The sequence below is a fragment of the Micromonospora chalcea genome, from assembly GCF_028768405.1.
In the GTDB taxonomy this organism is placed as follows: domain Bacteria; phylum Actinomycetota; class Actinomycetes; order Mycobacteriales; family Micromonosporaceae; genus Micromonospora; species Micromonospora chalcea.
On the sequence record NZ_CP118233.1, the window covers coordinates 4232554 to 4255634 of the forward strand.

General features: G+C 72.5%; 26 protein-coding genes. 12 read left to right on the forward strand and 14 right to left on the reverse strand.

Annotation, left to right across the window (positions count from 1 at the left end; all coding sequences use genetic code 11):
• Window positions 1–5: 5 nt before the first annotated feature.
• The 4 genes from PVK74_RS18655 to PVK74_RS18670 all read right to left on the reverse strand — a co-directional run bounded on the left by PVK74_RS18655 (window position 6) and on the right by PVK74_RS18670 (window position 3528).
• Window positions 6–965 carry an asparaginase gene (locus tag PVK74_RS18655; RefSeq protein ID WP_274476903.1) on the reverse strand — a complete coding sequence of 320 codons (960 nt, stop codon included), beginning with the start codon at window positions 963–965 and terminating at the stop codon, window positions 6–8.
• Window positions 966–1059: 94 nt separating this feature from the next.
• Window positions 1060–1902: a beta-keto acid cleavage family enzyme gene (locus PVK74_RS18660; RefSeq protein ID WP_166457597.1), complete on the reverse strand. Its 843-nt coding sequence runs from the start codon at window positions 1900–1902 to the stop codon at window positions 1060–1062.
• A gap of 112 nt (window positions 1903–2014) precedes the next feature.
• Window positions 2015–3124: a CAF17-like 4Fe-4S cluster assembly/insertion protein YgfZ gene (gene ygfZ / locus PVK74_RS18665; RefSeq protein ID WP_166457596.1), complete on the reverse strand. Its 1110-nt coding sequence runs from the start codon at window positions 3122–3124 to the stop codon at window positions 2015–2017.
• On the reverse strand, window positions 3121–3528 hold the full coding sequence (locus PVK74_RS18670; protein WP_082930986.1) for a Fur family transcriptional regulator: 408 nt from the start codon (window positions 3526–3528) through the stop codon (window positions 3121–3123). Before PVK74_RS18670 ends, ygfZ begins: the two co-directional genes overlap by 4 nt.
• 91 nt (window positions 3529–3619) lie before the next feature.
• Here PVK74_RS18670 and PVK74_RS18675 point away from each other — a divergent pair, with 91 nt between their 5' ends.
• On the forward strand, window positions 3620–4477 hold the full coding sequence (locus tag PVK74_RS18675; RefSeq protein WP_274476906.1) for an aminotransferase class IV: 858 nt from the start codon (window positions 3620–3622) through the stop codon (window positions 4475–4477).
• A 73-nt stretch (window positions 4478–4550) separates the two neighbouring features.
• On the opposite strand, the gene PVK74_RS18680 is transcribed toward PVK74_RS18675, so the two are convergent.
• Entirely contained in the window at window positions 4551–5138 is a 588-nt protein-coding gene (locus tag PVK74_RS18680) for a heme-binding beta-barrel domain-containing protein (protein WP_030504451.1), read from the reverse strand.
• A 4-nt stretch (window positions 5139–5142) separates the two neighbouring features.
• On the reverse strand, window positions 5143–5247 hold the full coding sequence (gene mtfM, locus PVK74_RS18685) for a small membrane protein MtfM (protein ID WP_043330899.1): 105 nt from the start codon (window positions 5245–5247) through the stop codon (window positions 5143–5145).
• A gap of 12 nt (window positions 5248–5259) precedes the next feature.
• On the opposite strand from mtfM, the gene PVK74_RS18690 reads away from it, so the two are divergent.
• The 3 genes from PVK74_RS18690 to PVK74_RS18700 all read left to right on the forward strand — a co-directional run bounded on the left by PVK74_RS18690 (window position 5260) and on the right by PVK74_RS18700 (window position 8168).
• Window positions 5260–5634, forward strand: coding sequence for a DsrE family protein (locus PVK74_RS18690; protein WP_043328020.1), 375 nt, complete (start codon window positions 5260–5262; stop codon window positions 5632–5634).
• A 78-nt stretch (window positions 5635–5712) separates the two neighbouring features.
• Window positions 5713–6096, forward strand: coding sequence for an SCP2 sterol-binding domain-containing protein (locus PVK74_RS18695; protein ID WP_043328019.1), 384 nt, complete (start codon window positions 5713–5715; stop codon window positions 6094–6096).
• Window positions 6093–8168 carry an amylo-alpha-1,6-glucosidase gene (locus tag PVK74_RS18700; protein WP_043328017.1) on the forward strand — a complete coding sequence of 692 codons (2076 nt, stop codon included), beginning with the start codon at window positions 6093–6095 and terminating at the stop codon, window positions 8166–8168. Before PVK74_RS18695 ends, PVK74_RS18700 begins: the two co-directional genes overlap by 4 nt.
• Window position 8169: 1 nt before the next feature.
• Here PVK74_RS18700 and PVK74_RS18705 read toward each other — a convergent pair whose 3' ends face one another.
• The 7 genes from PVK74_RS18705 to PVK74_RS18730 all read right to left on the reverse strand — a co-directional run bounded on the left by PVK74_RS18705 (window position 8170) and on the right by PVK74_RS18730 (window position 13730).
• On the reverse strand, window positions 8170–9018 hold the full coding sequence (locus PVK74_RS18705) for a hypothetical protein (RefSeq protein ID WP_140946206.1): 849 nt from the start codon (window positions 9016–9018) through the stop codon (window positions 8170–8172).
• 55 nt (window positions 9019–9073) lie between these two features.
• Complete coding sequence (locus PVK74_RS18710) at window positions 9074–10126, reverse strand: hypothetical protein (protein WP_274476910.1); 1053 nt, start codon at window positions 10124–10126, stop codon at window positions 9074–9076.
• Window positions 10127–10256: 130 nt separating this feature from the next.
• Window positions 10257–10595, reverse strand: a complete 339-nt coding sequence (locus tag PVK74_RS18715; protein WP_064446712.1) for a DUF1416 domain-containing protein — start codon at window positions 10593–10595, stop codon at window positions 10257–10259.
• Window positions 10595–11443 carry a sulfurtransferase gene (locus tag PVK74_RS18720; protein ID WP_030504459.1) on the reverse strand — a complete coding sequence of 283 codons (849 nt, stop codon included), beginning with the start codon at window positions 11441–11443 and terminating at the stop codon, window positions 10595–10597. The genes PVK74_RS18715 and PVK74_RS18720 overlap by 1 nt, the downstream gene beginning before the upstream one ends.
• 202 nt (window positions 11444–11645) lie before the next feature.
• Window positions 11646–11723 carry an Ms5788A family Cys-rich leader peptide gene (locus PVK74_RS31160; protein ID WP_310503780.1) on the reverse strand — a complete coding sequence of 26 codons (78 nt, stop codon included), beginning with the start codon at window positions 11721–11723 and terminating at the stop codon, window positions 11646–11648.
• 95 nt (window positions 11724–11818) lie between these two features.
• Window positions 11819–12601: an LmeA family phospholipid-binding protein gene (locus tag PVK74_RS18725; RefSeq protein WP_030504460.1), complete on the reverse strand. Its 783-nt coding sequence runs from the start codon at window positions 12599–12601 to the stop codon at window positions 11819–11821.
• A 79-nt stretch (window positions 12602–12680) separates the two neighbouring features.
• A complete protein-coding gene (locus PVK74_RS18730; RefSeq protein ID WP_064446713.1) occupies window positions 12681–13730 on the reverse strand; it encodes a hypothetical protein in 1050 nt (349 codons plus the stop codon).
• A 246-nt stretch (window positions 13731–13976) separates the two neighbouring features.
• Between PVK74_RS18730 and PVK74_RS18735 the strand changes: the two genes are divergently transcribed.
• The 7 genes from PVK74_RS18735 to pstB all read left to right on the forward strand — a co-directional run bounded on the left by PVK74_RS18735 (window position 13977) and on the right by pstB (window position 21045).
• Complete coding sequence (locus tag PVK74_RS18735) at window positions 13977–14696, forward strand: winged helix-turn-helix transcriptional regulator (protein ID WP_176722767.1); 720 nt, start codon at window positions 13977–13979, stop codon at window positions 14694–14696.
• A 150-nt stretch (window positions 14697–14846) separates the two neighbouring features.
• Window positions 14847–15701 carry a polysaccharide deacetylase family protein gene (locus PVK74_RS18740; protein WP_274476912.1) on the forward strand — a complete coding sequence of 285 codons (855 nt, stop codon included), beginning with the start codon at window positions 14847–14849 and terminating at the stop codon, window positions 15699–15701.
• A gap of 67 nt (window positions 15702–15768) precedes the next feature.
• Window positions 15769–16704, forward strand: a complete 936-nt coding sequence (mshD, locus tag PVK74_RS18745) for a mycothiol synthase (RefSeq protein ID WP_274476914.1) — start codon at window positions 15769–15771, stop codon at window positions 16702–16704.
• 233 nt (window positions 16705–16937) lie between these two features.
• Complete coding sequence (pstS, locus tag PVK74_RS18750; RefSeq protein WP_274476916.1) at window positions 16938–18035, forward strand: phosphate ABC transporter substrate-binding protein PstS; 1098 nt, start codon at window positions 16938–16940, stop codon at window positions 18033–18035.
• Between the two features lie 42 nt (window positions 18036–18077).
• On the forward strand, window positions 18078–19163 hold the full coding sequence (gene pstC, locus PVK74_RS18755; RefSeq protein WP_043328007.1) for a phosphate ABC transporter permease subunit PstC: 1086 nt from the start codon (window positions 18078–18080) through the stop codon (window positions 19161–19163).
• Window positions 19160–20248, forward strand: coding sequence for a phosphate ABC transporter permease PstA (gene pstA, locus PVK74_RS18760; protein WP_274476917.1), 1089 nt, complete (start codon window positions 19160–19162; stop codon window positions 20246–20248). The genes pstC and pstA overlap by 4 nt, the downstream gene beginning before the upstream one ends.
• Before the next feature lie 20 nt (window positions 20249–20268).
• Window positions 20269–21045 carry a phosphate ABC transporter ATP-binding protein PstB gene (pstB, locus tag PVK74_RS18765; protein ID WP_013288829.1) on the forward strand — a complete coding sequence of 259 codons (777 nt, stop codon included), beginning with the start codon at window positions 20269–20271 and terminating at the stop codon, window positions 21043–21045.
• Here the strand turns inward: pstB and PVK74_RS18770 are convergent.
• Window positions 21026–21865, reverse strand: coding sequence for an NUDIX hydrolase (locus PVK74_RS18770; protein WP_274476919.1), 840 nt, complete (start codon window positions 21863–21865; stop codon window positions 21026–21028). The genes pstB and PVK74_RS18770 overlap by 20 nt on opposite strands.
• Before the next feature lie 84 nt (window positions 21866–21949).
• On the opposite strand from PVK74_RS18770, the gene PVK74_RS18775 reads away from it, so the two are divergent.
• Window positions 21950–22639, forward strand: coding sequence for a class I SAM-dependent methyltransferase (locus PVK74_RS18775; RefSeq protein WP_166457589.1), 690 nt, complete (start codon window positions 21950–21952; stop codon window positions 22637–22639).
• Window positions 22640–23081: the final 442 nt, after the last annotated feature.

The following is a 23081-nucleotide window of genomic DNA, read 5'->3' on the forward strand; positions in this document are numbered from 1 at the left end:
TGGGGCTACCAGATGGGGCGGGTTGCGCCTATGGGGAGGCCGCCGCCGAGCACGGGAGTCTCGGCGTACTCGGTGAGGATCGGCGCGTCGACGCCCAGCCGCGACAGCGCCGAGACGAGGACCGGCATGCGGGCCCTGGCCGCGCCGTCGTCGATCTTCAGCGCGACCGCGCCGACCCCCGGGACCGCCGCCGCGATCACACCCTCCGCGCCGATCTTGGCGAGCAGACCGGGTACGCCGCGCATCAGCCGCGTGTCCTCGGCCTGGGTACCGCCGACCAGCTCCGGGTACGTGCGCATCGCGTCCGCCACCGTCCGCTCGACGGTGCCCGGCTCGGCCTCGACCAGCCGCAGGAACGCCCGCGCCAGCCCGGTCAGCGAGACGGCGAGCACCGGCGCGCCGCAGCCGTCCACCCCGACCGCCGCCGCCCGCTCCCCGGTGAACTCCTCGATCGTGGCGGTCAGGCGCTGCTGGAGCGGGTGCTCGGGCCGCCAGTAGCCGTCCAGCGGCCAGCCGGCGGCCAGGCAGGTGCGCAGCATGCCGGCGTGCTTGCCGGAGCAGTTCATCAGCACCCGGGCGGGACCGCCGCCGGCCCGCAGCACCGCCTCCCGGGCGGCTTCGCCGACCGGCAGGTCCGGCGGGCAGTGCAGCGCGTCCCCGGTGAGGTCGCCGCCGCGCAGCAACGCGGTGACCCGCTCGACGTGGAACTCCTCACCGGCGTGGCTGGCCGAGACGAGCGCCAGGTCGGCCGGGTCGGTGAGCGGCAGCCCGGCCCGCAGCATCCCGATCGCCTGCATCGGCTTGTTGGACGAGCGGGGGAAGATCGGCGAGGTCACGTCTCCGGCCCCGGCGACAGGCGCTCCGGCGGCGTCGAGCACCACCACGGAACCCCGGTGGAAGCCCTCCACGAAACCGGACCGGACCACCTCGGCGAGCGGCGCGCCGCCCTCGTACGTCTTTCCCACGTAATGGACCGTACCGATGGGGCGGGCTCGGCCGACGGCGGGGTGACCTGCGGCGTCGGCCGAGGCCGTACAGGGCCGGCGGCCGGTACGCCGCTTACCGGCCGGTGGCCGGAAGACCGAGCAGCGTACGGGCCTCGGCGGTGGTCAGCGGAGGCCGCTGGGCGAGCTGGGCGAAGCCGACCGCCCGCGCGACGAGCTGCATGTTGGACTCCACCGGGCGCCCCTTGGCGTACGTGACCGTGTCCTCCATGCCGACCCGCAGGTGACCGCCGGCCGACAGCGAGGCCAGCATCACCGGGATGGTGCTGCGCCCGATGCCGGTGGCCGCGAATGTGGTGCCCTCGGGCAGGTCACGCAGCATCTGCTGGGCCGCCACCAGGGTCGCCGTGGTGCCGGGCATGCCACCCGGCACCCCCATCACGAAGTCGACGTGCACGTGCCCGCCGTGCGGCAGGCCGTACTTGCCGAGCAGCCGCTGCAGGGCGGTGAGGTGGCCCAGGTCGAAGATCTCGTACTCGGGGACGACGCCGCGTTCCTGCATCCGGGTGTGCAGGTCGACGATGAACTCCCACCGGTTGAGGAACACGTCGTCGCCGAAGTTGACGGTGCCCATGGTGCAGGAGGCCATGTCCGGCGCGGCGTCGAGCACCGCGAGCCGGGCGGACTCCGGGTCGGTCACCGCACCCCCGGAGGAGAGCTGCACGATCAGGTCGGTGCTCTCCCGCAGCGCCGCCACGGTGTCGCGCAGCCGCCCCTGGTCGAGCGTGGGCCGCGCGTCGTCGTCGCGGATGTGGACGTGGATCACGGCGGCGCCGAGCGCCTCGCACTCCTTGGCGGTCAGCAGCAGCTCGTCGAGCGTCACCGGCAGCGCCGGCACCTCAGCCTTCGCCGACTCCGCGCCGGTGGGGGCAACCGTGATCAACGTCCCTGTCGTCATGCCCCGGATCCTAGACCGGTGCCCGACGTCGGGTCGACCGGAGGATTTCCGGTGCGGGCGGCGTTAAGAAGGGACCCTTCCTCTACCGGAGGCGTTAATAGGGGGCCCTTCCTTACACGTCGATGGCGGCGGCGCTCTCGCCCACGAGCAGGCGGGCATCGTCGGGCGTGTTGCGCTTCAGCACGGCGAGCGCCACCTGACCCAGCTCGAAGTGCTGCACGGCGGTGCCCACGAAGCCGACCGTCCGGCCGTCGAGCGTCACCGGCGTACCGGCCACCGGCGGCTGGTCGCTCGCCACGCCGTCCAGATGCAGCAGGACCAAGCGGCGGGGCGGCTTGCCCAGGTTGTGCACCCGGGCCACCGTCTCCTGGCCCCGGTAGCAACCCTTGTCCAGGTGCACGGCCGGGGCGATCAGGTCCACCTCGGCCGGGATCGTCCGGTGGTCGGTGTCCACCCCGGCCCGTACCTGCTTGGCGGCGACCCGGACCGCCTCGTACGCCCACAGCCCGGCGACCGGCACCCCGGCGCCGCGCAGTTCGGCGACCACCCCGTCCATGGCGGCGCGGGGCACCAGCAGGTCGACGCCGAGCGCCACCCGGCGGGCCCAGCCGCCGACCGGTAGCGGCTTGACGTCGTACACCACGGAGGGCCGCGCGGGCAGCTCGCCGGAACGGAACTTCGGACCCGGCACCGCCGCTACGTCGGGAGCGGCCAGCCCGGTCACGCCGAGCGTGTCGAGCGCGCCGGGCGCCTCCGGCCCGACCAGCGACAGCAGCGCGAACTCGGCGGTGGCGTCGCGCGGGTCGACCTTGCTGAAGAACCGCATCTTCTCCAGGTACGACAGCAGGCCGCCGGTCATGCCCGGCTCGGTGTCCAGCCAGGTGGTCTCGCCGTCGTCGGCGACCATCGCGTGCTGCTCGACGTGCCCGTGCGGGGAGAGCACCAGCAGTTCGGTGCCCTGCCAGGGGGCCAGCGCGGCCAGGTGCTGGCTGGTGAGCGTGTGCAGCCAGCTGATCCGTTCCTCGCCGGGAACCGCGACCACGCCCCGGTGCGAGCGGTCGACCAGGCCCACGCCGGTGGCCAGGAGCCGCTGCTCACGCATCGGGTCGCCGTAGTGCGCCGCCACCGGCGCGACACCGGCCGCCCGGTGGGCCGGCTCGGGCTGGTCCCGGGTCTGGTCGTCGATGCTCTCGGTGGTCACCGCTCCGGCGATGTCGATCATGCGTGTTCCCCGTTCAGTGTGCAGCGGCCGCAGACCCCGAAGAGCGCGACGTGCCCGATGTCGACCTGGAATCCGCGCTGGTCGGCCAGCTGGTCGGCGAGCGGGCGGAGCATCTCGGGTGAGATCTCGTCGATCGCCCCGCACTCCCGGCACACCAGGTGCACGTGCTGGTGCTCGCCGGCCGCGTGGTAGGTGGGCGCGCCGTGCGAGAGGTGCGTGTGCGTGACCAGGCCGAGCCGCTCCAGCAGCTCCAGGGTGCGGTAGATGGTGGTGATGTTGACGCCGGCCGCCACCTCGCGGACCGCCGTGTGTACCTGCTCCGGGGTGGCGTGCCCGAGGTCGAGGACGGCCTGGAGCACCAGCTGCCGCTGCGCCGTCAGCCGCAGCCCGCGCGCGCGGAGCATTTCCGCGAGGGAGGATTCGGACACCCTTCGATCATAGTTCGGCCGCCGCGCCGGTCCGTCCGCCGCCGGGGTACGCCACTACGCTGCGCCCGTGGAGGCGACGCGGGTGGCGGTGCTCGGCCGGGGGCTCGTACCGGCCGGTGAGCCGGTGCTGCGCGGCGACGACCGGGGTGTGCTGCACGGCGACGGCCTGTTCGAGACGCTGCACCTGCGCGACGGGGTCCCCTGGCTGCTGGAGCCGCACCTGGCCCGGCTGCGGGCGGGCGCGGCGGCGATCGACCTGCCGCTGCCCCCGGACGGCGCGCTCGTCGAGCTGCTGGACGCGGTCCGCGCCGGCTGGCCGCCGGAGACCGAGGGCGCGTTGCGGCTGGTCTGCACCCGGGGGCCGGAGGGCGGCGGGCGGGCCACGGTGTACGCCACGCTGGGCGAGGTGCCCGCCGCCGCCCGGCTGGCTCGGCGTACCGGGGTGACGGTGGCCACGCTGCCGCTCGGGGTGGCCGCCCGGTCCCGCCCCGAGCTGGGGTGGCTGCCGAACGGCGTGAAGTCCACCTCGTACGCGCTCAGCACCGCCGCCCGGCGCTGGGCGCAGCGGACGGGCGTGGACGACGTGCTCTGGGTCTCGACCGACGGCTACGTGCTGGAGGGACCCACCGCGAACGTGGTGTGGCTGCGTGGCGGGACGCTCTGCACGGTGCCGGCGGCGCAGACCGGCATCCTGCCCGGCGTGACCGCCCACCACCTGGTGAGCCGTGCCGGAGAGCTGGGCCTGACCCCGGCCGAGCACCTGCCCACAGTGCCCGACCTGCACGCCGCCGAGGCGATCTGGCTGACCAGCTCACTACGCGGCCCCACAGAGGTCACGACCCTGAATGGAACCCCCCGCCCGAGTTCCCCCCTGACCCCCCGCATCCAGGCCCTCCTGAACTTCCCCCGGCCCTCCCCCCGTTGATCATGAAGTTGGCGGTGACAAATCGGGCAGCCGACGCCGTCAACTTCATGATCAACCGGGGAAGCGGGACGGGTCAGCCGGCCACCCGGGTGAGGCGGGCGGAGAGGTGCGGGCTCAAGGGCTGACCCACGGCGGCCATCTCCTGCGCGTACAGCAGAGCGCCCTCGACGATGCCGAACAGCCGGGCGCCGGCGGTGACCTCCTTCGCCGTCGCGGTACGCACGACCGCGTCGGTGGCGAACTCGATCTGGGTGCCCTTGCGCTTGCCGATGTGCAGCTCCATCACGCCGGTCGGCGTGGTCATCAACGCCTCCAGCTCGTCGGTGACCCGCTCACCGTCGAGCACCGGACGCCACCAGCCCACCTCGCGGCCGGCCGGCCGGACCGGACGGCTCTGCTCGTCCAGGATCCAGGCCCGCGACTCGTAGAACAGGAACGGCCGGCCGTCGTGGCTGATCCGGATCTCCTGCGCGTAGTCGAAGTCCTCGATCGTCGGGAACCCACCCCGGCCCCGGCCGCGCCACACCCCGATGTACGGCAGCAGGCCGTCCAGGCTCGGGTGCAGCTTCGGGCCGACGCGCAGGTCGTGGCTCTCCTCGTACGGGTACTCCTCGACCGGCGGCGCGTTCAACCACGGCGGCTGAAGCGGATTCTCACTCACAGATTCACCACTTACCTCTAGCTATGCGGACCGCGAGATAGGCCAGGCCACCGGCGAGCGCGCCCAGGCCGGCGACCAGCAGGCTGACGAACCCGATCTCGGTAACCATCCGGACCATCCTATGCTGGGTGGCATGGCGCGCTCTCTCGTCGTCAAGGCCACCGCCGGCGCGGACTCCCCGGAACGCTGCGCCCAGGCGTTCACAGTCGCCGCCACCGCCGCCGCGGCCGGGGTGGACGTGTCGCTCTGGCTCACCGGCGAATCGACCTGGTTCGCGCTCCCCGGCCGGGCCGAGTCGTTCGAGCTGCCGCATTCCGCGCCACTGGGCGAGCTGCTGCACGTCGTCCTGGCCACCGGCCGGGTGACCGCCTGCACCCAGTGCGCGGCCCGGCGGGACATCGGCACCGGCGACGTCATCCCCGGCGTGCGCATCGCGGGCGCCGCCGTGTTCGTCGAGGAAGCGATGACCGAGGGCGCACAGGCGCTGGTCTACTGACAACCGGCCCGGGTTGTCCATTCTGCCCAGTGCGCCGATCCTGACCCGGCATGTCCGGATGCTGCCTACCATGCGAATGTGAGTCAGGCCATCCAGGAGTTCTTCGCGTCGCTGCCGGCGCGTGCCGCAGCCGTTCTGAACAGCCCGATCGGCGGGACACTCCAGATCGACCTGGCCGACGGCAACCGCACCGAGCACTGGTACGTGACGCTGGCCCCCGGCACGGCACAGGTGAGCCGGGAGGAGCTACGGCCGGCGGACGGCGTGCTGACGCTGTCCACCGAGCTGTTCGAGAAGCTCGTCACCGGGCGGGCGGCCGGCATGGCGGCGGTGCTGCGCAACGAGGCCACGTTCAGCGGCCACGTCGTGCTGTTCCTGGCGTTCCGCCGATTCCTGCCGCAACGGCCCGACGTGCGGGACCCCCGGGACGCCGCCCGCGAGCACGTCCGGCGGCTGGTGTGAAGGACCGGGTCAGCATCCTCGACGGCAACACGTTCCTGGTCAGCGACGATCGCGGCAACATCGAACCGTCGTACGACTTCCCCACCGGGCTGTTCTCCTTCGACACCCGGTTCCTGTCCACCTGGTTCCTCACCATCGACGGGCAACGTCTGCACGCGCTCTCGATCGACGACTCGCTGTCGTACAAGACGCGGTTCTTCCTGGTCCCCGGCGAGCCGACGCACTACCTGGACGCCAACGTCTCGGTGATCCGCAGCCGCGCCATCGGCGGCAGCCTCGACGAGGAACTGACCGTGCTCAACCACTCCGAGCAGGAGCAGGAGTTCCACCTCCGGCTGGACATCGGCTCCGACTTCGCCGACCTTCTGGAGATCAAGAACCGGCGCGACAAGAAGGGACTCACCACGCCGACGGTGGAACCGAACGGCCTGCGGCTCACCTACCGCCGGGAGGCGTTCCGCCGCGAGACGCTGGTGACCAGCAGCGCGCCGGTCGAGGTCGACGCGGACGGGATGACCTTCCGGGTCCGGATCAGCCCGCACGGCGAGTGGACCACCCGGCTGCACGTCAGCACCATCATCTACGGCGCGCGTGGTGAGGACATCCGGGCCATCCTGCCGCTGGGCGGCCAGCGCACGGCAGCCGAGATCGAGGCCGAGCAGAGCGCCCTGATCAGCCGTGCGCCGAAGCTGGGCTGCGACTGCGAGCCGCTGGCCAGCGCGTACCGGCGCAGCCTCAACGACCTGGCCGCGCTCCGGTACGAGTCGATCACGCTCGGCGTCCGGCTGCTCGCGGCCGGCCTGCCCTGGTTCATGACGCTGTTCGGCCGCGACAGCATCTTCACCTCGCTCCAGGTGCTGCCGTTCCTCCCCGACCTGGTCAAACCGACGATCATCATGCTGGCCGGTCTTCAGGGCAGCCGGGTCGACGACTTCCGCGACGAGGAGCCGGGCAAGATCCTGCACGAGCTGCGCTACGGCGAGAGCGCCGGATTCGAGGAACAGCCGCACTCGCCGTACTACGGCGCGGCCGACACGACGGCGCTGTTCGTGATCCTGCTCGACGAGTACGAGCGGTGGACCGGGGACGCCGATCTGGTACGCAAGCTGGAGTACGAGACCCGGGCGGCGCTGACCTGGCTCGACACGTACGGGGACCTGCTCGGCACCGGCTACGTCTGGTACATGTCCCGCAACCCGGAGACGGGGCTGCCGAACCAGTGCTGGAAGGACTCACCGGAAGCCATCTCCTACGCCGACGGCCGGATGCCGGAGTTCCCCCGGGCCACCTGCGAGCTGCAGGGGTACGCGTACGACGCGAAGATGCGCGGCGCCCGCCTGGCCCGCACCTACTGGCAGGACCCGGCGTACGCGGACCGGCTGGAGCAGGAGGCGGCGGCGCTGAAGGAACGGTTCAACCGCGACTTCTGGATCGCCGACCGGGAGTACTACGCGCTGGCGCTCGATCCGCGCGGGCGGCAGGTGGACGCGCTCTCCTCGAACATCGGCCACCTGCTGTGGAGCGGCATCGTGGACGAGTCCCGGGCCCCCGCGGTCGCCGCCCATCTGCTCGGCCCGCGCCTGTTCTCCGGCTGGGGGGTACGCACGCTCGCCGACGACCAGGGCCGGTACAACCCGGTCGGATACCACGTCGGCACGGTGTGGCCGTTCGACAACTCGATCATCGCCTGGGGTCTGTGGCGGTACGGCTTCCGGCAGGAGGCCGGCCGGATCTGCGACGCGCTGCTCAGCGCGTCGCACTTCTTCGACGGGCGGCTGCCCGAGGTGTTCGCCGGCTACGAACGTGGCCTCACCGACTACCCGGTGGAGTACCCCACCGCGTGCAGCCCGCAGGCGTGGTCCGCCGGTACGCCTCTGCTGCTGCTACGGGTGATCCTGGGACTGGAGCCGCAGGGCGAGCACCTGATCATCGACCCGGCCGTACCGCCGGGGATGGGCCGGGTGGAACTGCTCGACATCCCGGGCCGCTGGGGCCGGGTGGACGCGCTGGGCCGCAGCCGGGAACCGCACGAGGAACCGGCGCCGCCGCCGCTCGGGCTGCCCGGCCGGTGAGTCAGGCCGGGCAGGGCGTGGTCACCGCCACGCGCACCCGCTCGTCGGCCCGCTCGGCCAGCACGGCCGGCTCGCCGGGGCGCGCGTACCGGTCGGCGGAGTCCACCACCGGCGCGACGCCACCGCCGAACGCGGCGGCGAGCGGCTGATCCGCCGGCGCGGCGGCCTCACCCCGGGCGGTGCGGGCCGCGCCCCCACCGGGGCAGGGCGCGGTCAGGACCTGGACCGCGCCGGTCGCGCCGCCCCACCGGCCCAGCGCCGACGCCAGCGCGGCGGCTTCGGCAGCGGCGTCGGCGGTCGGCGCGCGGTAGCCGGAACCCAGCGGCCGGCAGCCGGTCGCGGCGGTCAGAAGGATCCGGCCCGGGCCGTCGGCCCGGCCCTCGACCGCGACGAAGTCGCCCGCGTCGGCGCGCAGCAGCGGCTCGCCGTCGAACGTCGACACGCCCGCCCGCCACGCCTGCGGCAGCCGGTCGGCGACGCGTCGCAGCACTTCGCGTACGTCGTCGCCGCCGATCGCCACCTCGACGCCGCGCTCGAGCGACGCGCCGGAGTCCATCGGCGTGATCCGGCAGCCGCGTTCCAGGCGGTCCGGTACGAGCGCGGGTACGCCGTCGGCGCCGACCGCGCCGGTCAGCTCACCGATCGCCCGGTCCACCACCGGACCGGCCTGGTCCAGTGAGCGCTGCTCCTTGACCGTCGGCGGGTCGGTCCGCACCGACCACCAGGTCAGCCCGGCCAGCAGCACGGCCCACGCCACAGTGGCGGCCGTCAGCCAGCGCAGCCGACGCCGGCCGGCGCCCGGCTGATCTCCAGGGTTGGGCGGGGCGTAGCCCGTCTCGACGGCAGTCACCCGGCCATGGTGTCACGTGCCGGCGAGGCACCCGGCCGCGCCTCGGCACGCCCGGTCAGGCCGGGTCGGACCGGCGGGACAGCAGCCACAGCAGGTAGAAGGGGCGCTGCCGCAGCTCGCCACGACGGTCGGCGTACTGGTCGGCGGCGAGCACCGCGGAGAAGAACCCGCCCGCGCCCAGCATGCCGAGCACCGGCGCCAGGTGGGTGCCCTCGACCGCCACCAGCGTCGCGGCGACGGTCGCCACCGCGGCGCCCGCGGCCTGCACCGCCGAGCGCCGGGCCACCCGGGCGACCTCGGAGCGAGCCGCCCGCACCCCCTCCTGGATCTCCGCGTCGAGCTTCGCGAGCTGCACCAGCGCCTTGTCCGGATCCGTGTCGACGTCCAGCATCCGGCCCCGCAGGTACGCCTGGGTCGCGGCGAGCGCGTCGCTCTCCTGGGTCAGGATGGCGCAGTAGTCCCGCAGCGAGGTGCCCTCCAGCATCGGCAGGTCGAGCTGGAGCAGTGGGGTCACCAGCCGCGCCTTCACCGGATCCCCGCTCGGCACGTCGACGACCCGGTGCCCCTTGACGATCAGGTCGAGTGTGCGGTCCGGGTTGTCGCCCAGCTCGATCCGGCCCATCGTGTCGAACGGCGAGGAGGTCGACTGGGAGTCCGGCGCGCGCGACTCCAGGTGGGTGCGGCGGAAGGTCTGCGGGAAGTAGACGAGCTGCCCCAGCTCCAGCAGCGGCGCGCAGTCCCGCAGGTACGCGCCGAGGCGGTCCAGGTCGTCGCATTCGGCGTAGAGCTCGTCGATCCGGATGTCCTCGTACCGGCAGCGCGGGTCGCAGTGCTCCGGGTCCTTGCCGCACCACTTGCAGGTCTCCCGGTTGGCCAGGTAGCAGCGCTTGCCGCCGGGCTGGGAGAGGACCAGCTTGCCGGTGACGAGCGTGGCCCGCTTCGTGAGGAACGACAGGTCCGTGTCGAGGCTGGCGACCGAGACGTCGAACGGGCGCGCGCGGCCGGACCCGGCGGTGCGCTGGAGTTCGCGGGCGATCTCCTCACCCCGGTTGCCGTCGATGAAGTCGATCAAATAGCGAACTGCGTGGGCGGCGGCGTCGTCGGGCACCTGATCCCCCTCCGGCGCGTCCGGGGCGCGCCGCCGTCCAGCCTGCCAGCCACGGGCAAGCCGCACAGTCACCGGAACGGCTCGTGGCCCGCCACCCGGCTGGGGTGGCGGGCCACGATCAGAGCGTGGGTCAGGCGGCGACCGAGACGGTCACCTCGTTGATCCCGCGAGCCGCGGCCACGGCGGTGTCGCCGTTGCCCTGGCGGGACAGCGCCCGCAGCGTCCACGAGCCCGGCGCGGCGAAGAACCGGAACTGCCCGGCCGGCGACGTCACCACCTCGGCGGTGAACTCACCGGTGGAGTCGAGCAACCGCACGTACGCGCCCGGCACGACCTCACCGGACTCGGACAGCACACGGCCGGTGATGACGGTTTCCTTCTCCAGGTCCAGGCTGGCCGGGAGGGGGGCGGCCTGGTCCGGCGCGGCGCAGCCGGCGGCAGCCGTCGAGGCGGCGGAGGTGGCGGTCATCAGGCCTCCCCCGGCTCGTCACCGAGCGCCACCGGCACGCCGACGAGCGAGCCGTACTCGGTCCAGGAACCGTCGTAGTTCTTCACGTTGCGGTGCCCGAGCAGCTCCTGGAGCACGAACCAGCTGTGCGAGGAACGCTCGCCGATCCGGCAGTACGCGATCGTCTCCTTGCTGTCGTCCAGCCCGGCGTCGGCGTAGATCTTGCGCAGCTCGTCGTCGGACTTGAACGTGCCGTCCTCGTTCGCCGCCTTGGACCACGGCACGCTGATCGCGGTCGGGATGTGACCGGCCCGCTGCGCCTGCTCCTGCGGCAGGTGGGCGGGGGCGAGCAGCCGGCCGGCGAACTCGTCGGGGCTGCGCACGTCGACCAGGTTCTTGGTGCCGATCGCGGCTACCACCTCGTCGCGGAACGCGCGGATCGAGGTGTCCGGCTCCTGCGCGACGTACTGCGTCTTCGGCCGCTCCACCACGTCGGTGACGAGCGGACGGGCGTCCAGCTCCCACTTCTTGCGGCCGCCGTCGAGCAGCTTGACGTCGCCGTGGCCGTAGAGCTTGAAGTACCAGTACGCGTACGCGGCGAACCAGTTGTTGTTGCCGCCGTACAGGATCACGGTGTCGTCGTTGGCGATGCCCCGGTCCGACAGCAGCGCCTCGAACTGGCTCTTGTTGACGAAGTCCCGGCGGACCTGGTCCTGCAGGTCGGTACGCCAGTCGAGCTTGACGGCGCCGGCGATGTGCCCGGTGTCGTAGGCCGAGGTGTCCTCGTCGACCTCGACGAAGACGACGCCCGGGGCGCCGAGGTTCTTCTCGGCCCACTCGGCCGAAACGAGTGCGGTGTCGCGACTCATCAGATCACTCCCTGGTGAGGATGGTTGGTGAGCCTGCGCGCGGAGATCGATGTCGATTGTTGTCGCACCACGCGCGGGACCCAGAGCTAGGAACGGATCACGGGTACGTGCGACGGCGCCGCTGCCGGGCGTTGAGGGGAACCGGGAAAGGTTCGTGGACCCTGGGTGGCCGCCGTTCAGGCGGCCGGAGACAGCCCCGCCGTCAGATGACGGGGCGACACAGGCAGGTGGCCACGCGGCACAGGTCGACCGCGCGCCGTTTGGTGAGGTGGGTCCCCATGGGCAGGGAGATTACCAGCCCACGCCACAGCTGCCACCAGGCCGACCAGCATCCGGGACGGCCGGCCCGCTCCCCGGACCGGCCGTGTACGGCTTTCAGCCGGCGGAGTTGATCGGCACGTTCGCCGCGTCCGCCGTGACCACCAGGCCCTCCGGCTTCGGCTCCACCTTGCGCAGGTTGAGCTGGAACGGCAGCTCCGGCAGCGGCACGTCGATCGAGATGCCCTGCGCGTACCGGGTGAGCGCGGCCCGGGCCAGCGGCACGTTCGGCAGGCCGTCGGCGGTGAGGTCGTTGAAGCGCAGCGCCACCTTGCCGCCGGCCACCGTGACGTCGGCGGTGCCGTTGACGGTGAGCTTGACGCCGAGGATGTCCACCGGGGCGGTGACGGCGAGCTTGCCGTTCCGCTCGCCGAGCGTCAGCCCGGGACGGTCCAGCAGCTTGGCCAGGCTCTCGTAGGTGACGGTGCCCCGCCCGTCCACGCTCTCGGCCACCACGTCGCCCCGGCCGGAGCGCAGCGTGTCCAGCGACGCGGTCACGTTGCGCGCGTCCACGTCCAGCTTCGGCACCTCCACGGCGTCACCCTGGACGGCGCCCCGCACGTCGGTGAGCTGGATCGAGATGCGCTCGTACCGGCCGTCGAGCACCTGGGTGAGGAACGGGAAGCCACCCACCTCGACCTGCGGCGCGGCGGACTGCGCGTCCTGCTTGGCGATCTCCTGCCGCACCTGGTCGGCGATCGCCCGCTCGGCGACCCCGGCGGCGACCCGGTCGGCGACGACGAGCAGCCCGACCAGCACCAGCAGCAGGACGACGAAGCCGATCAGCACCTTCCGGCCGCGTCGCCGCGGTCGGCCCTCCGCCGGATACGCCTCTGCCACGCCGCCTCCCGTCCTCGCCGCCGTCACCGCGTCTCGCGGCGCAACCGTACTTACCCGAGGCGAATCTTCCCCAACCGCGTCAGAGGAACAGCACGCACATCGCGTACGCGGCCGGCGCGGCCAGCGCGAATCCACCCAGCGGCCCCTGCATGTGCCGGGCCACCCACATCGTCGGCGGTTCACCGGCCATCAGGCGGCCCGCCTCGGCGTACCCCACGGCGAGGTCGGCCAGGACGGCGGTGGCGGCGCTGACCACGCCGACCAGGGCGGCGCTGGTCGGGGTGAAACCGACCAGGTAGCTGCCGAGCAGGGCGCTGGTGAGGGTGCCGAGCATCGCGCCCGCGACCACGCCGGCCGCGCCGCGCGGCACCTGCGGGGCGAGCCGCGGCCACGGCGCCACCGCGTCGGTGAGCCGCGCCACCAGCAACGCCACCCCCGCGGCGGTGAGGCAGACCGTGATCGCCTGGGTGCCCTTGGGAATCCGGCTGAGCACGACGAGCGTGCCGAAGGCGACCACGCCCACCACGATGAGCAGGGTGCCGCCGAGCGAGTCGGTCACCCGGACCCGGTCCACCCGCCGGACGAGTTGCCCCAGCACGGCGAGCAGCAGCCCGGCGGCCGCGGCGTAGCCGAGCGGGGCCAGGCCGGCGATGTCCGACTGGACCGCCGCGACGTCGGCGATCACGGCCGTGCCGGCGCTGACCAGGGCGACGACCAGCAGGGCGGGCGGTCGCATGGCCATCGTCCAGGCGAGCACGAAGAGCATCTGGACGCCGAAGATGATGGCCGCGAACGGCAGCCGGTGCCCGGGGCCGGAGGTCTGCGCGCCGAGCACCAGGCCGACGCCGAGCAGCGCGGCGAAGCCGGCGACGGTGAGCGCCAGCGGCCGGCGGACCGGGACCGGTGGCATCTCCTCCTCGGGCGCCTCGTCGGACTCGTCGTCGGCCCGCCGGCCGGGTCCGCCCTTCCGTAGCCGACGCGGTCCCTTCCGCTCCGGCCGGTCGCCCTCCTCGTCGGCGGGGCCGGTACGCGGGGCGGGCGGGTAGCCACGGGCGGGGCCGGAGGGCCCGGCGGACGGGTCGTCGGCCCACGGTTCACGACCGGTGTCGCGCGAGGTGGAGGGAAACACGCCCCGATCGTGCCAGACCCGGGCGGCTCGGCGGAGGTCCCGGTTTCGGTGACGTTAAAACCTGCACCGCGATCAAGGGCAGAAGGGGCAAACGGGAAAGCACCCCGGAGGTGACGGCGGGTCCATCGGTTACGCTCAGGCCGTTACCCGCCCGTCAGCGACGCCGGGACCCACGCAAGTTCACAGCGCCGCCCTCACCCGGGCGTGTCGCTGGTCGCGCGCGGCCGAAGGGCCGCCGGGACGGAGGTGATCGTGGAGCTCCTGCTGCTCGTGACCGCACGGGCCGGTGAGCCGTCGGCGGTGTTGCCGGCACTCGACCTGCTGCCGCACTCGGTCCGCACCGCACCCCGCGACGTCCGCACGCTGGTCTCCGGCCCCACGCCGGACGCCGTCCTGGTGGACGCCCGCTCCGAACTGAGCGAGGCGCGCGCCACGTGCCGGATGCTGCACGCCACCGGGCTCGGCGTACCGCTCGTCGCGGTGGTCACCGAAGCGGGCCTGATCGCGCTCAACGCGGACTGGGGTGTCGACGACGTGATCCTGGCCGGCGCCGGGCCGGCCGAGGTGGAGGCCCGGCTGCGGCTCGCCGTCGGCCGGCTGAGCAACGCGACCGCCGGCGCCGGCGGCTCGATCCGGGCCGGTGAGCTGAACATCGACCCGGACACCTACGCCGCCAAGCTGAAGGGCCGCCCGCTCGACCTCACGTACAAGGAGTTCGAGCTGTTGAAGTTCCTGGCCCAGCACCCGGGGCGGGTGTTCACCCGGGACCAGCTGCTGCGGGAGGTCTGGGGTTACGACTACTTCGGCGGCACCCGCACGGTCGACGTGCACGTGCGGCGCCTGCGCGCCAAGCTCGGCTCGGAGTACGAGTCGATGATCGGCACGGTCCGCCAGGTGGGCTACAAGTTCGTCGTCCCGCCGTCGCGTTCGCTGCCGGAGTCGGAGCCCGCGCCGCTGCCGGTCTGACCGCCCACGCCCCACTCCGGTAGGGGGCATTTCCGCAGAACGCCCTTTTTGCCCGATCAGTCAGACATATCCTGACTGCCGGATTTACCGGGCAAAGGGGGCGGCGGTGCGTGCGGTGAACACGGGGGCGACGAACGGCCGGTGCCGCTGATGCGGGGCCCGACGCTGCGCGCCACCGGGCTCGTGACCGTGGTGCTCGCGGGCCTGCTCGGCTCGGCGTTCGCGCTGGGCCGCAGCCTGGTCCCGGAACACCCGCCGTCGAACGCCGGCGCCACCACGGCGCTCAACGGACCGCGCTACGCCGACCAGCCGCCCAGCACGGACTTCCCCGGCGGCCGGGCCACCGCCGGGCCGAGCCCCGACGCCGCGCCGGACGCCGCCCCGGTCGAACCGGGCGGCGACGGCCCGTACGGCAGCCTGGTCGTCACCGGCTCGTCCCGGGTCGCGCTGACCTTCGACGACGGCCCCGATCCGCGCTGGACCCCGCAGGTGCTCGCGCTGCTGGCCCAGTACGGCGTGAAGGCGACGTTCTGCGTCGTCGGCGAGAACGCCGAGGCCCATCCGGATCTGATCCGGTCGATGGTCGCCGAGGGGCACACCCTGTGCAACCACTCCTGGGAGCACGACGTCGACCTGGGCAAGCGGTCCCCGGCGACGATCCGGGCCGACATCCTGCGCACGAACGACGCGATCCTGGCCGCCGCGCCGGGGGCGCGGATCGCGTACTACCGCCAGCCGGGCGGGGCCTGGACGCGCCCGGTGATCTCGGCCTGCGCCGACCTGGGCCTCACCCCGCTGCACTGGAGCGTGGACCCGTCGGACTGGAGGGCGCCGGGCGCGCTCACCATCGAGTCGAGGATCCGCACACAGATGGGACCGGGGGCGATCGTGCTCATGCACGACGCGGGCGGGGACCGTTCCGGCACGGTCGCGGCGTTGCAGCAACTCCTGCCCGAGATACTGGCGCGGTTCGAGCTGGAGTCGTTGCCCGTCGGCCCGCAGTGACGAGCGCCACCGACCGCCGCCCTCGTCCGGCGCGAACCACCGCCGGACGGCGGCTACCGTGACTCAGATGAGCCCCGAGCCGACCAGTGGCCCCGCAAGCGACCGGATCGACCGGGCGGACCGCCTGACGCCGGACGAGGTCGCGGAGGTGCTGGCGCTGGCCCGCGCCGCCGGGGACACCGACGGCGCCGACCCGCTCGACGAGCACGTGCTGCTGCGGCTGCGCGACCCCGAGGCGCCCGCCGTGCACCTCACCGCCCGCACCGCCGACGGCACACTCACCGGGTACGCGCATCTCGACGTCACCGCCCCGGCCGAGGGCGTCGGCGCCGAACTGGTCGTGCATCCCGCGTACCGGCGGCGCGGCGTCGGCCGGGCGCTGGCCCGGGGCGTGGTGGACGCCGCGCCCGGTCCGCTGCGCGCCTGGGCCCACGGCGACCACCCGTCGGCCGCCGCGCTCGCTGTCGACCTGGGCTTCGCCCGGGCGCGGGTGCTCTGGCAGATGCGCCGTCCACTGACCCCCGAACTGCCCGAGCCGGTGGTGCCGGACGGCGTGACGCTTCGCGCGTTCCGCCCCGGCGAGGACGACGAGGCGTGGCTGGCGGTGAACAACGCGGCCTTCGCCCAGCACCCCGAGCAGGGCAAGTGGACGCTCGACGACCTGCGCGTACGCATCGCCGAGCCGTGGTTCGATCCGGCCGGCTTCCTGCTCGCCGTCGACTCCACGACCGGGCGGCTGCTCGGCTTCCACTGGACCAAGGTGCACGAGCGGCCGGGCTCGGCCCGCATCGGCGAGGTCTACGTGCTCGGCGTCGACCCGTCCGCGCACCGGGGCGGCCTGGGCCGGGTGCTCACCGCCGCCGGCCTGACCCACCTGCGCGACGAGCGCGGGCTGGACCGGGTGATGCTCTACGTGGACGAGAGCAACACCGCCGCGGTCGCGCTCTACGAGCGGCTGGGCTTCGCCATGTGGTCCGCGCACGTCAACTACCAGCGCGGCTGAGCGCTCCCCGGCCCCGGAAAATCGCCATAAAGGCGATACCAGGCTGCTAGTTCACGAAATGGACAACCCTTCCTCAGCGTACGGCCATCTCGTCGGCTGAACGTGTTCACCGCGCGTTCACTTGCGTCCGGCGAACCGTCCACCTGGCCCTCCTACCTTTCGTGTCAGCCGGTCAGCGCCGGCCCCCGGCACTCCGGGCGACCTGACCAAAGACGTGAAGGGAAACCCCTGAAGTGAAGCTCCAGCGGCACGGCGCCATCGCCTGTCTCGCTCTTACCGCGGTTCTCGGTCTCAGCGCCTGCGGCTCGGACAACAACGAGCCCGCCGGCGCCTCCGGCTCCACCGCCGCGGTGGACTGCGCGACGGGCACGCTGAACGCGCAGGGCTCCTCGGCCCAGAAGAACGCCATGGCCGAGTGGATCAAGGCGTACCAGCAGAAGTGCGCCGGCACCACGATCAACTACGAGCCGAGCGGCTCGGGCGCCGGCATCCAGGCCTTCATCGCCGGTACCGCAGACTTCGCCGGTTCGGACTCCCCCCTCAAGCCGGAGGAGCAGCCGCAGGCCGACGCCAAGTGCGTCGGCGGCCAGGCGCTCAACCTGCCGATGGTGATCGGCCCGGTCGCCGTGGTCTACAACGTCAGCGGCGCGGACAACCTCCAGTTCAGCCCGGCCACCCTGGCGAAGATCTTCGCCGGCAAGGTGACCAAGTGGGACGACGCGGCGATCAAGGCCGACAACCCGGACGCCAAGCTCCCGTCGACCGCGATCCAGGCGGTGCACCGCTCCGACGAGTCGGGCACCACCGACAACTTCACCAAGTACCTCTCCAAGACCGCCGAGGCGGACTGGACGCTCGGCAACTCCAAGGCGTGGAAGGCCCCGGGCGGCGTCGGCGCGGCCAAGTCCGACGGCGTGGCCAGCAAGGTCAAGAGCACCGACGGCACCATCAGCTACGTCGAGTGGTCGTACGCCGAGAACTCCGACCTGAAGATGGCGAAGGTCAAGAACGGTAACGGCGAGTTCGTCGAGCTGACCGGTGACTCGGCCGGCAAGACCATCGCCGGCGCCAAGTTCGAGGGTCAGGGCAACGACCTGAAGATGTCGATCGACTACAACACCAAGGAGGCCGGGGCGTACCCGATCGTCCTGGCGACCTACGAGATCGTCTGCAGCAAGGGCCTCGCCGCCGACAAGCTGCCGCTGGTCAAGGGCCTGCTCGGCCACGCCGCCAGCGCCGAGGGGCAGAAGGAGCTGGTCGAGCTCGGCTACGCCCCGCTGCCCGAGACCGTCCGCACCAAGGTCGAGGCCGCGGTCAAGAGCCTCTCCTGACGCTCCCGACCGACACCTCCTCAACGCGAAGCGAGCGAGCAGATGGGTGACACCCCTCAGCGCTCGGCCCACGCCGGCACCGGCGGGACTCCCGTGGCCACGAGCCACGAGGGACCCGCCGGTGCCTCGGCGCGTGTGGCCGAGCGCCCCGGTAACCCGGGCCGCCCCGACGGTGGCCTCGGCGGCGGCGGCGCCCTCCCCCGGGCCCGCGCCTTCGGCGCGGAACGGGCGTTCCGCGGCCTGACCCTGGCCGCCGGCACCACGGTCCTGGTGGTCATCGCGGCCATCGCGATCTTCCTGGTCGCCAAGGCCGTCCCGGCGTTGCGGGCGAACACCGAGTCGTTCTGGACGTTCGAGGGCTGGTTCCCGAACGACAACCCGCCGCAGTTCGGCATCGGCGCGCTCGCCTTCGGCACCGTCCTGAGCTCGCTGCTGGCGCTGCTCATGGCGGTGCCGGTCGCGCTGGGCATCGCCCTGTACCTGTCGCACTACGCGCCCCGGCGGCTCGGCAACGCCCTGGGCTTCCTGATCGACCTGCTGGCCGCCGTGCCGAGCGTCGTCTTCGGCCTCTGGGGCCGGGACTACTTCGCCCAGCCGGTCGCCGACCTGTCCGCCTGGCTGAACAGGTACTTCGGCTGGATCCCCATCTTCGGCGACGGCCCGTACGGGAACTCGATCCTGCTCGGCTCCGTGGTGCTGGCGATCATGGTGCTGCCGATCATCACCTCGCTGTCCCGCGAGGTGTTCCGGCAGACCCCGACCGCGAACGAGGAAGCCGCGCTCGCGCTCGGCGCCACCCGCTGGGAGATGATCCGCACCGCCGTCCTGCCGTACGGGCGCCCGGGCGTCATCGCCGCGGTGATGCTCGGCCTGGGCCGGGCGCTCGGCGAGACCATCGCGCTGGCGCTCACGCTCGGCTCCACGTACGCCATCTCGTTCAACATCCTGGCCAGCGGCGGCAACTCGATCGCCGCGAACATCGCCAACCGGTTCGCCGAGGCGAACGACACCGGCCGGGGCGCGCTCATCGCCTCCGGCCTGGTGCTGTTCGCGATCACGTTGATCGTCAACATCACCGCCCGGGCGATCATCTACCGGCGGCGCGAGTTCACGGAGTCGGCCGCATGACCACCACCCTCACCCCCCGCCGCCCGCGCCCGCCGGCCCAGCCGGCCACGCTGCGGGCGAGGCGACTTCCCGCGTACGCCGCTCCGGCCATCGCCGTCGCGGCGCTGCTACTCGCGGCGGGCATCGTGTACGGCGCCGGCATCGGCGGCCCGGTCCTGGTCGTGGTGGTCGGCGCGCTGCTCTACCTGGCCGGTCTGTTCGTCGCGGCGAACGCGGTTGAGGGCCGCCGGTCGGCCCGCAACCGGACCTGGAGCGCGCTGATCCACTCCGCCTTCGTGCTGGCCGTGCTGCCGCTGGCCTCGGTGGTCTGGACGCTGGTCAGCAAGGGCTCCGAGCGGCTGGACGCGAACTTCTTCGGCACCTCGATGAACAACATCGGGTCACGGGACGCCAACGGCGGCGCGTACCACGCGATCGTCGGCACGCTGCAGCAGGTGGGCATCGCGACGCTGATCACGGTGCCGCTGGGTGTGCTCTGCGCGATCTACATCGTCGAGTACGGCCGGGGCCGGTTCGCGTTCACCATCCGCTTCTTCGTGGACGTGATGACCGGCATCCCGTCGATCGTCACCGGCCTGTTCGTGCTGGCCTTCTGGGTGCTGATCGTCTCGCCGTGGTTCAACGACGGGCGGCCCGGTTTCTCCGGCTTCGCCGCCGCGCTGGCGCTGAGCGTGCTGATGCTGCCCACAGTGGTCCGCTCCACCGAGGAGATGCTCCGCCTGGTGCCCGCGCCGCTGCGCGAGGGCGCGTACGCCCTGGGCGTACCGAAGTGGAAGACCATCCTGCGGGTCGTGCTGCCGACCGCGCTGCCCGGCATCGTCACCGGCGTCATGCTCGCCATCGCGCGGGCCGCCGGTGAGACCGCGCCGGTGCTGCTCGTCGCCGGCGGCGGCGCGGCGATCAACTTCAACCCGTTCGAGAACAACCAGTCGTCGCTGGCCCTCTTCGTCTACCAGCAGGCCGGTGAGGCGTCGAGGTACTCGCCGGCACGGGCGTGGACCGCCGCGCTGACCCTGGTCGCCCTCGTCCTCGTCCTCACCGTGGCGGCGAAGCTGCTGTCCCGCCGCAACCGGCTCGGCCGATGAACCCCGGAGGTACCGCCACCATGGCCAAGCGCATCGAAGCCACGAACGTGACCGCCTACTACGGCGGGTTCAAGGCGATCGAGAACATCAACCTGACCGTCGAGCCGAAGACCGTCACCGCCCTGATCGGGCCGTCCGGCTGCGGCAAGTCCACCTTCCTGCGGTCGATCAACCGGATGCACGAGGTGCTGCCCGGCGCCCGGGTCGAGGGCAGCCTCACCATCGACGACCAGGACATCTACGACCGCGACGTGGACGTCACGGCGGTCCGCCGGATGATCGGGATGGTCTTCCAGCGGCCGAACCCGTTCCCCACCATGAGCATCTTCGAGAACGTGGTGGCGGGCCTGCGGCTCAACGGCGTGCGGCGCAAGTCGATCCTGGAGGAGGCCGCCGAGCGGGCGCTCCGCTCGGCGAACCTGTGGGACGAGGTGAAGGACCGCCTCGCCAAGCCCGGCGCGGGCCTGTCCGGCGGTCAGCAGCAGCGGCTCTGCATCGCCCGCACCATCGCGGTCGAGCCGCAGGTGGTGCTGATGGACGAGCCCTGCTCGGCGCTGGACCCGATCTCCACGCTGGCCATCGAGGACCTGATGTTCCAGCTCAAGGACAAGTTCACCATCATCATCGTCACGCACAACATGCAGCAGGCCGCGCGGGTGTCGGACCGGACCGCATTCTTCTCGATCGAGAAGACCGGCGATCCGGGCCGCCTGATCGAGTACGACAACACGCAGAAGATCTTCAGCAACCCGAGCCAGAAGAAGACAGAGGACTACATCACCGGCCGCTTCGGCTGAGGCGGAAGCTGGGCTCGGCGCCGTCCAGCCCCTCGATGTACGGCAGGATCGGCGTACCCGGGTCGCGCTCCGCCGCATCCCGCGCCACGCCGTCGAGGTCGCCCGCGGCGGCGACCTCGGCGAGCGTGACCATGGTCGGCGGCAGCATGGTCAGCTCGCCGGCCTCCGCGCGGGCCAGCGCGTCCGCCGGGCGCAGCCACAGCGTGTGGTCGGCCTCGCCGGACACGTCCCGGGTCCGCTGCCCCTCGGGCAGCAGGGCGACGAAGAAGTACGTGTCGAAGCGGCGCGGCTCGAACTCCGGGGTGATCCACCGGCTCCACGGCAGCAGCAGGTCGGACCGGAGCGTGAGGCCGCGCCCGGCCAGCAGGTCCGCGAAGCCGACCCGCCGTCCCTCCAGGTCCTGCCGGGCCGCCTCCCAGTCGTCGCCGCTCACGTCGCCGACCACCGTGTCGGGGTCCGGCCCGGCGAGCAGCACGCCCGCCTCCTCGAAGACCTCGCGGGCGGCGGCGCACACCACCGCCTGCGCGGCCGCCGGGTCGAGTCCGAGCCGCACACCCCACGCCGCCGGGTCCGGGCCGGCCCAGCCGAGGTGCGCCTCCGAGTCGGAGCGGTCCACGCCGCCGCCGGGGAAGGCGTACATGCCGCCGAAGGTCATCGCCGCCACCCGGCGGATCATGTAGACCTCGAACCCGTCGCCGACCGGGCGGAGCAGCAGCACGGTGGCGGCGACCCGGGGCACGGCCGGTACGGCGCCCTCGGCCCGGAACCGGCGGGCGTGCTCCACCAGGGCGGGGGGTGCGGCGAAGCCGTCGATCGTCATGCGGCGAGCCTAGTGCCGTAACGGGCGATGCCGCCCCGCCGCCCGATGCCGCCGCCCTCCGCCGATTGCGCCGATACTCCTCGGATGACGGATCTCAACAATCAGGTGGGGTATTGGAACTCCAAGGGTGCCGCGAAGACTTTCGGCCACCCGGTCGCACTTCCGTGGCTGAACGGCATCGATCGGCGGGCACGCGTTCTCGACTACGGGTGCGGTTACGGTCGGCTGGCGGGGCTGCTCGTGCAGCAGGGCTTCGAGAATGTCGAGGGGGTGGATGTCGCGCCCCGTCTCGTCACCCGCGCGAAGAACGAGCAGGCCGCCGCGCAATTCACGGTTCTCACCAATCCTCCGCAGCTCGACCACCAGGCGGACAGCGTCGACCTGGTGCTGCTGTTCGCGGTGTTGACGTGCATACCCGACGACGCCGGACAGCGGGAACTGGTGACGGAGTTGCGTCGGGTGCTACGGCCTGGCGGGCTCATCTATGTCAGTGACCTGTGCCTGCAGGAGGATCACCGTAACCGTTCCCGGTACGAACGGTTCGCAGCCAAGTACGGCACCTACGGGATATTCGAGACCGACGACGGGGCGGTGTGCCGACACCACACCACCGACTGGCTGGACCATCTCTTTGGCGATTTCCACCTCGTCGCCAGCCGCGAAGTCGCAGTGGAGACGATGAACGGCCGTCCGGCCCGGGCGAGCCAGCGGTTGGTGGCCACGCCGCAGCCCGGGGCATCCAGGGCCGGGCGCGATGGCACGGGAGACGCCTGACGTTCCTACGGGCGGCGTGCCGGGCATGACACGGTGGGCAGTCCGGTCGCGCTCGCCGGGGCACGCGGGACCCGCGCTCCCCAGCGGGCGACCCGATCACACTGGGTAGTATTTTCGCCCGACCAGGGGTCACTCCTCCGCCGACTTTGCTCTGCAGCCAGATCCGCATCGGCGACCTTCCGTGAGCAGTGTGCATGCGGCTGCAGAGCAAAGTCGGCGAGAGGCGACTGGGTCAGCCCGAAAGAGAGCTGCCTTATGTCCGCCTGGTCGCTTTTGGGTGCCCGACTCGGTGATCAGGCGAACGAAAGCCATCACTCTCAGCAATCTTTACGCTACGTGGTCACCATGGAGCGACTTCAGCCGCCCGGAAGCGGGCGCAGCCGGAGCATCGGCGCGTGCGCTCAGCCGTGCGCCGCTGGACCGCGGCGCAGCCACCGGCAGG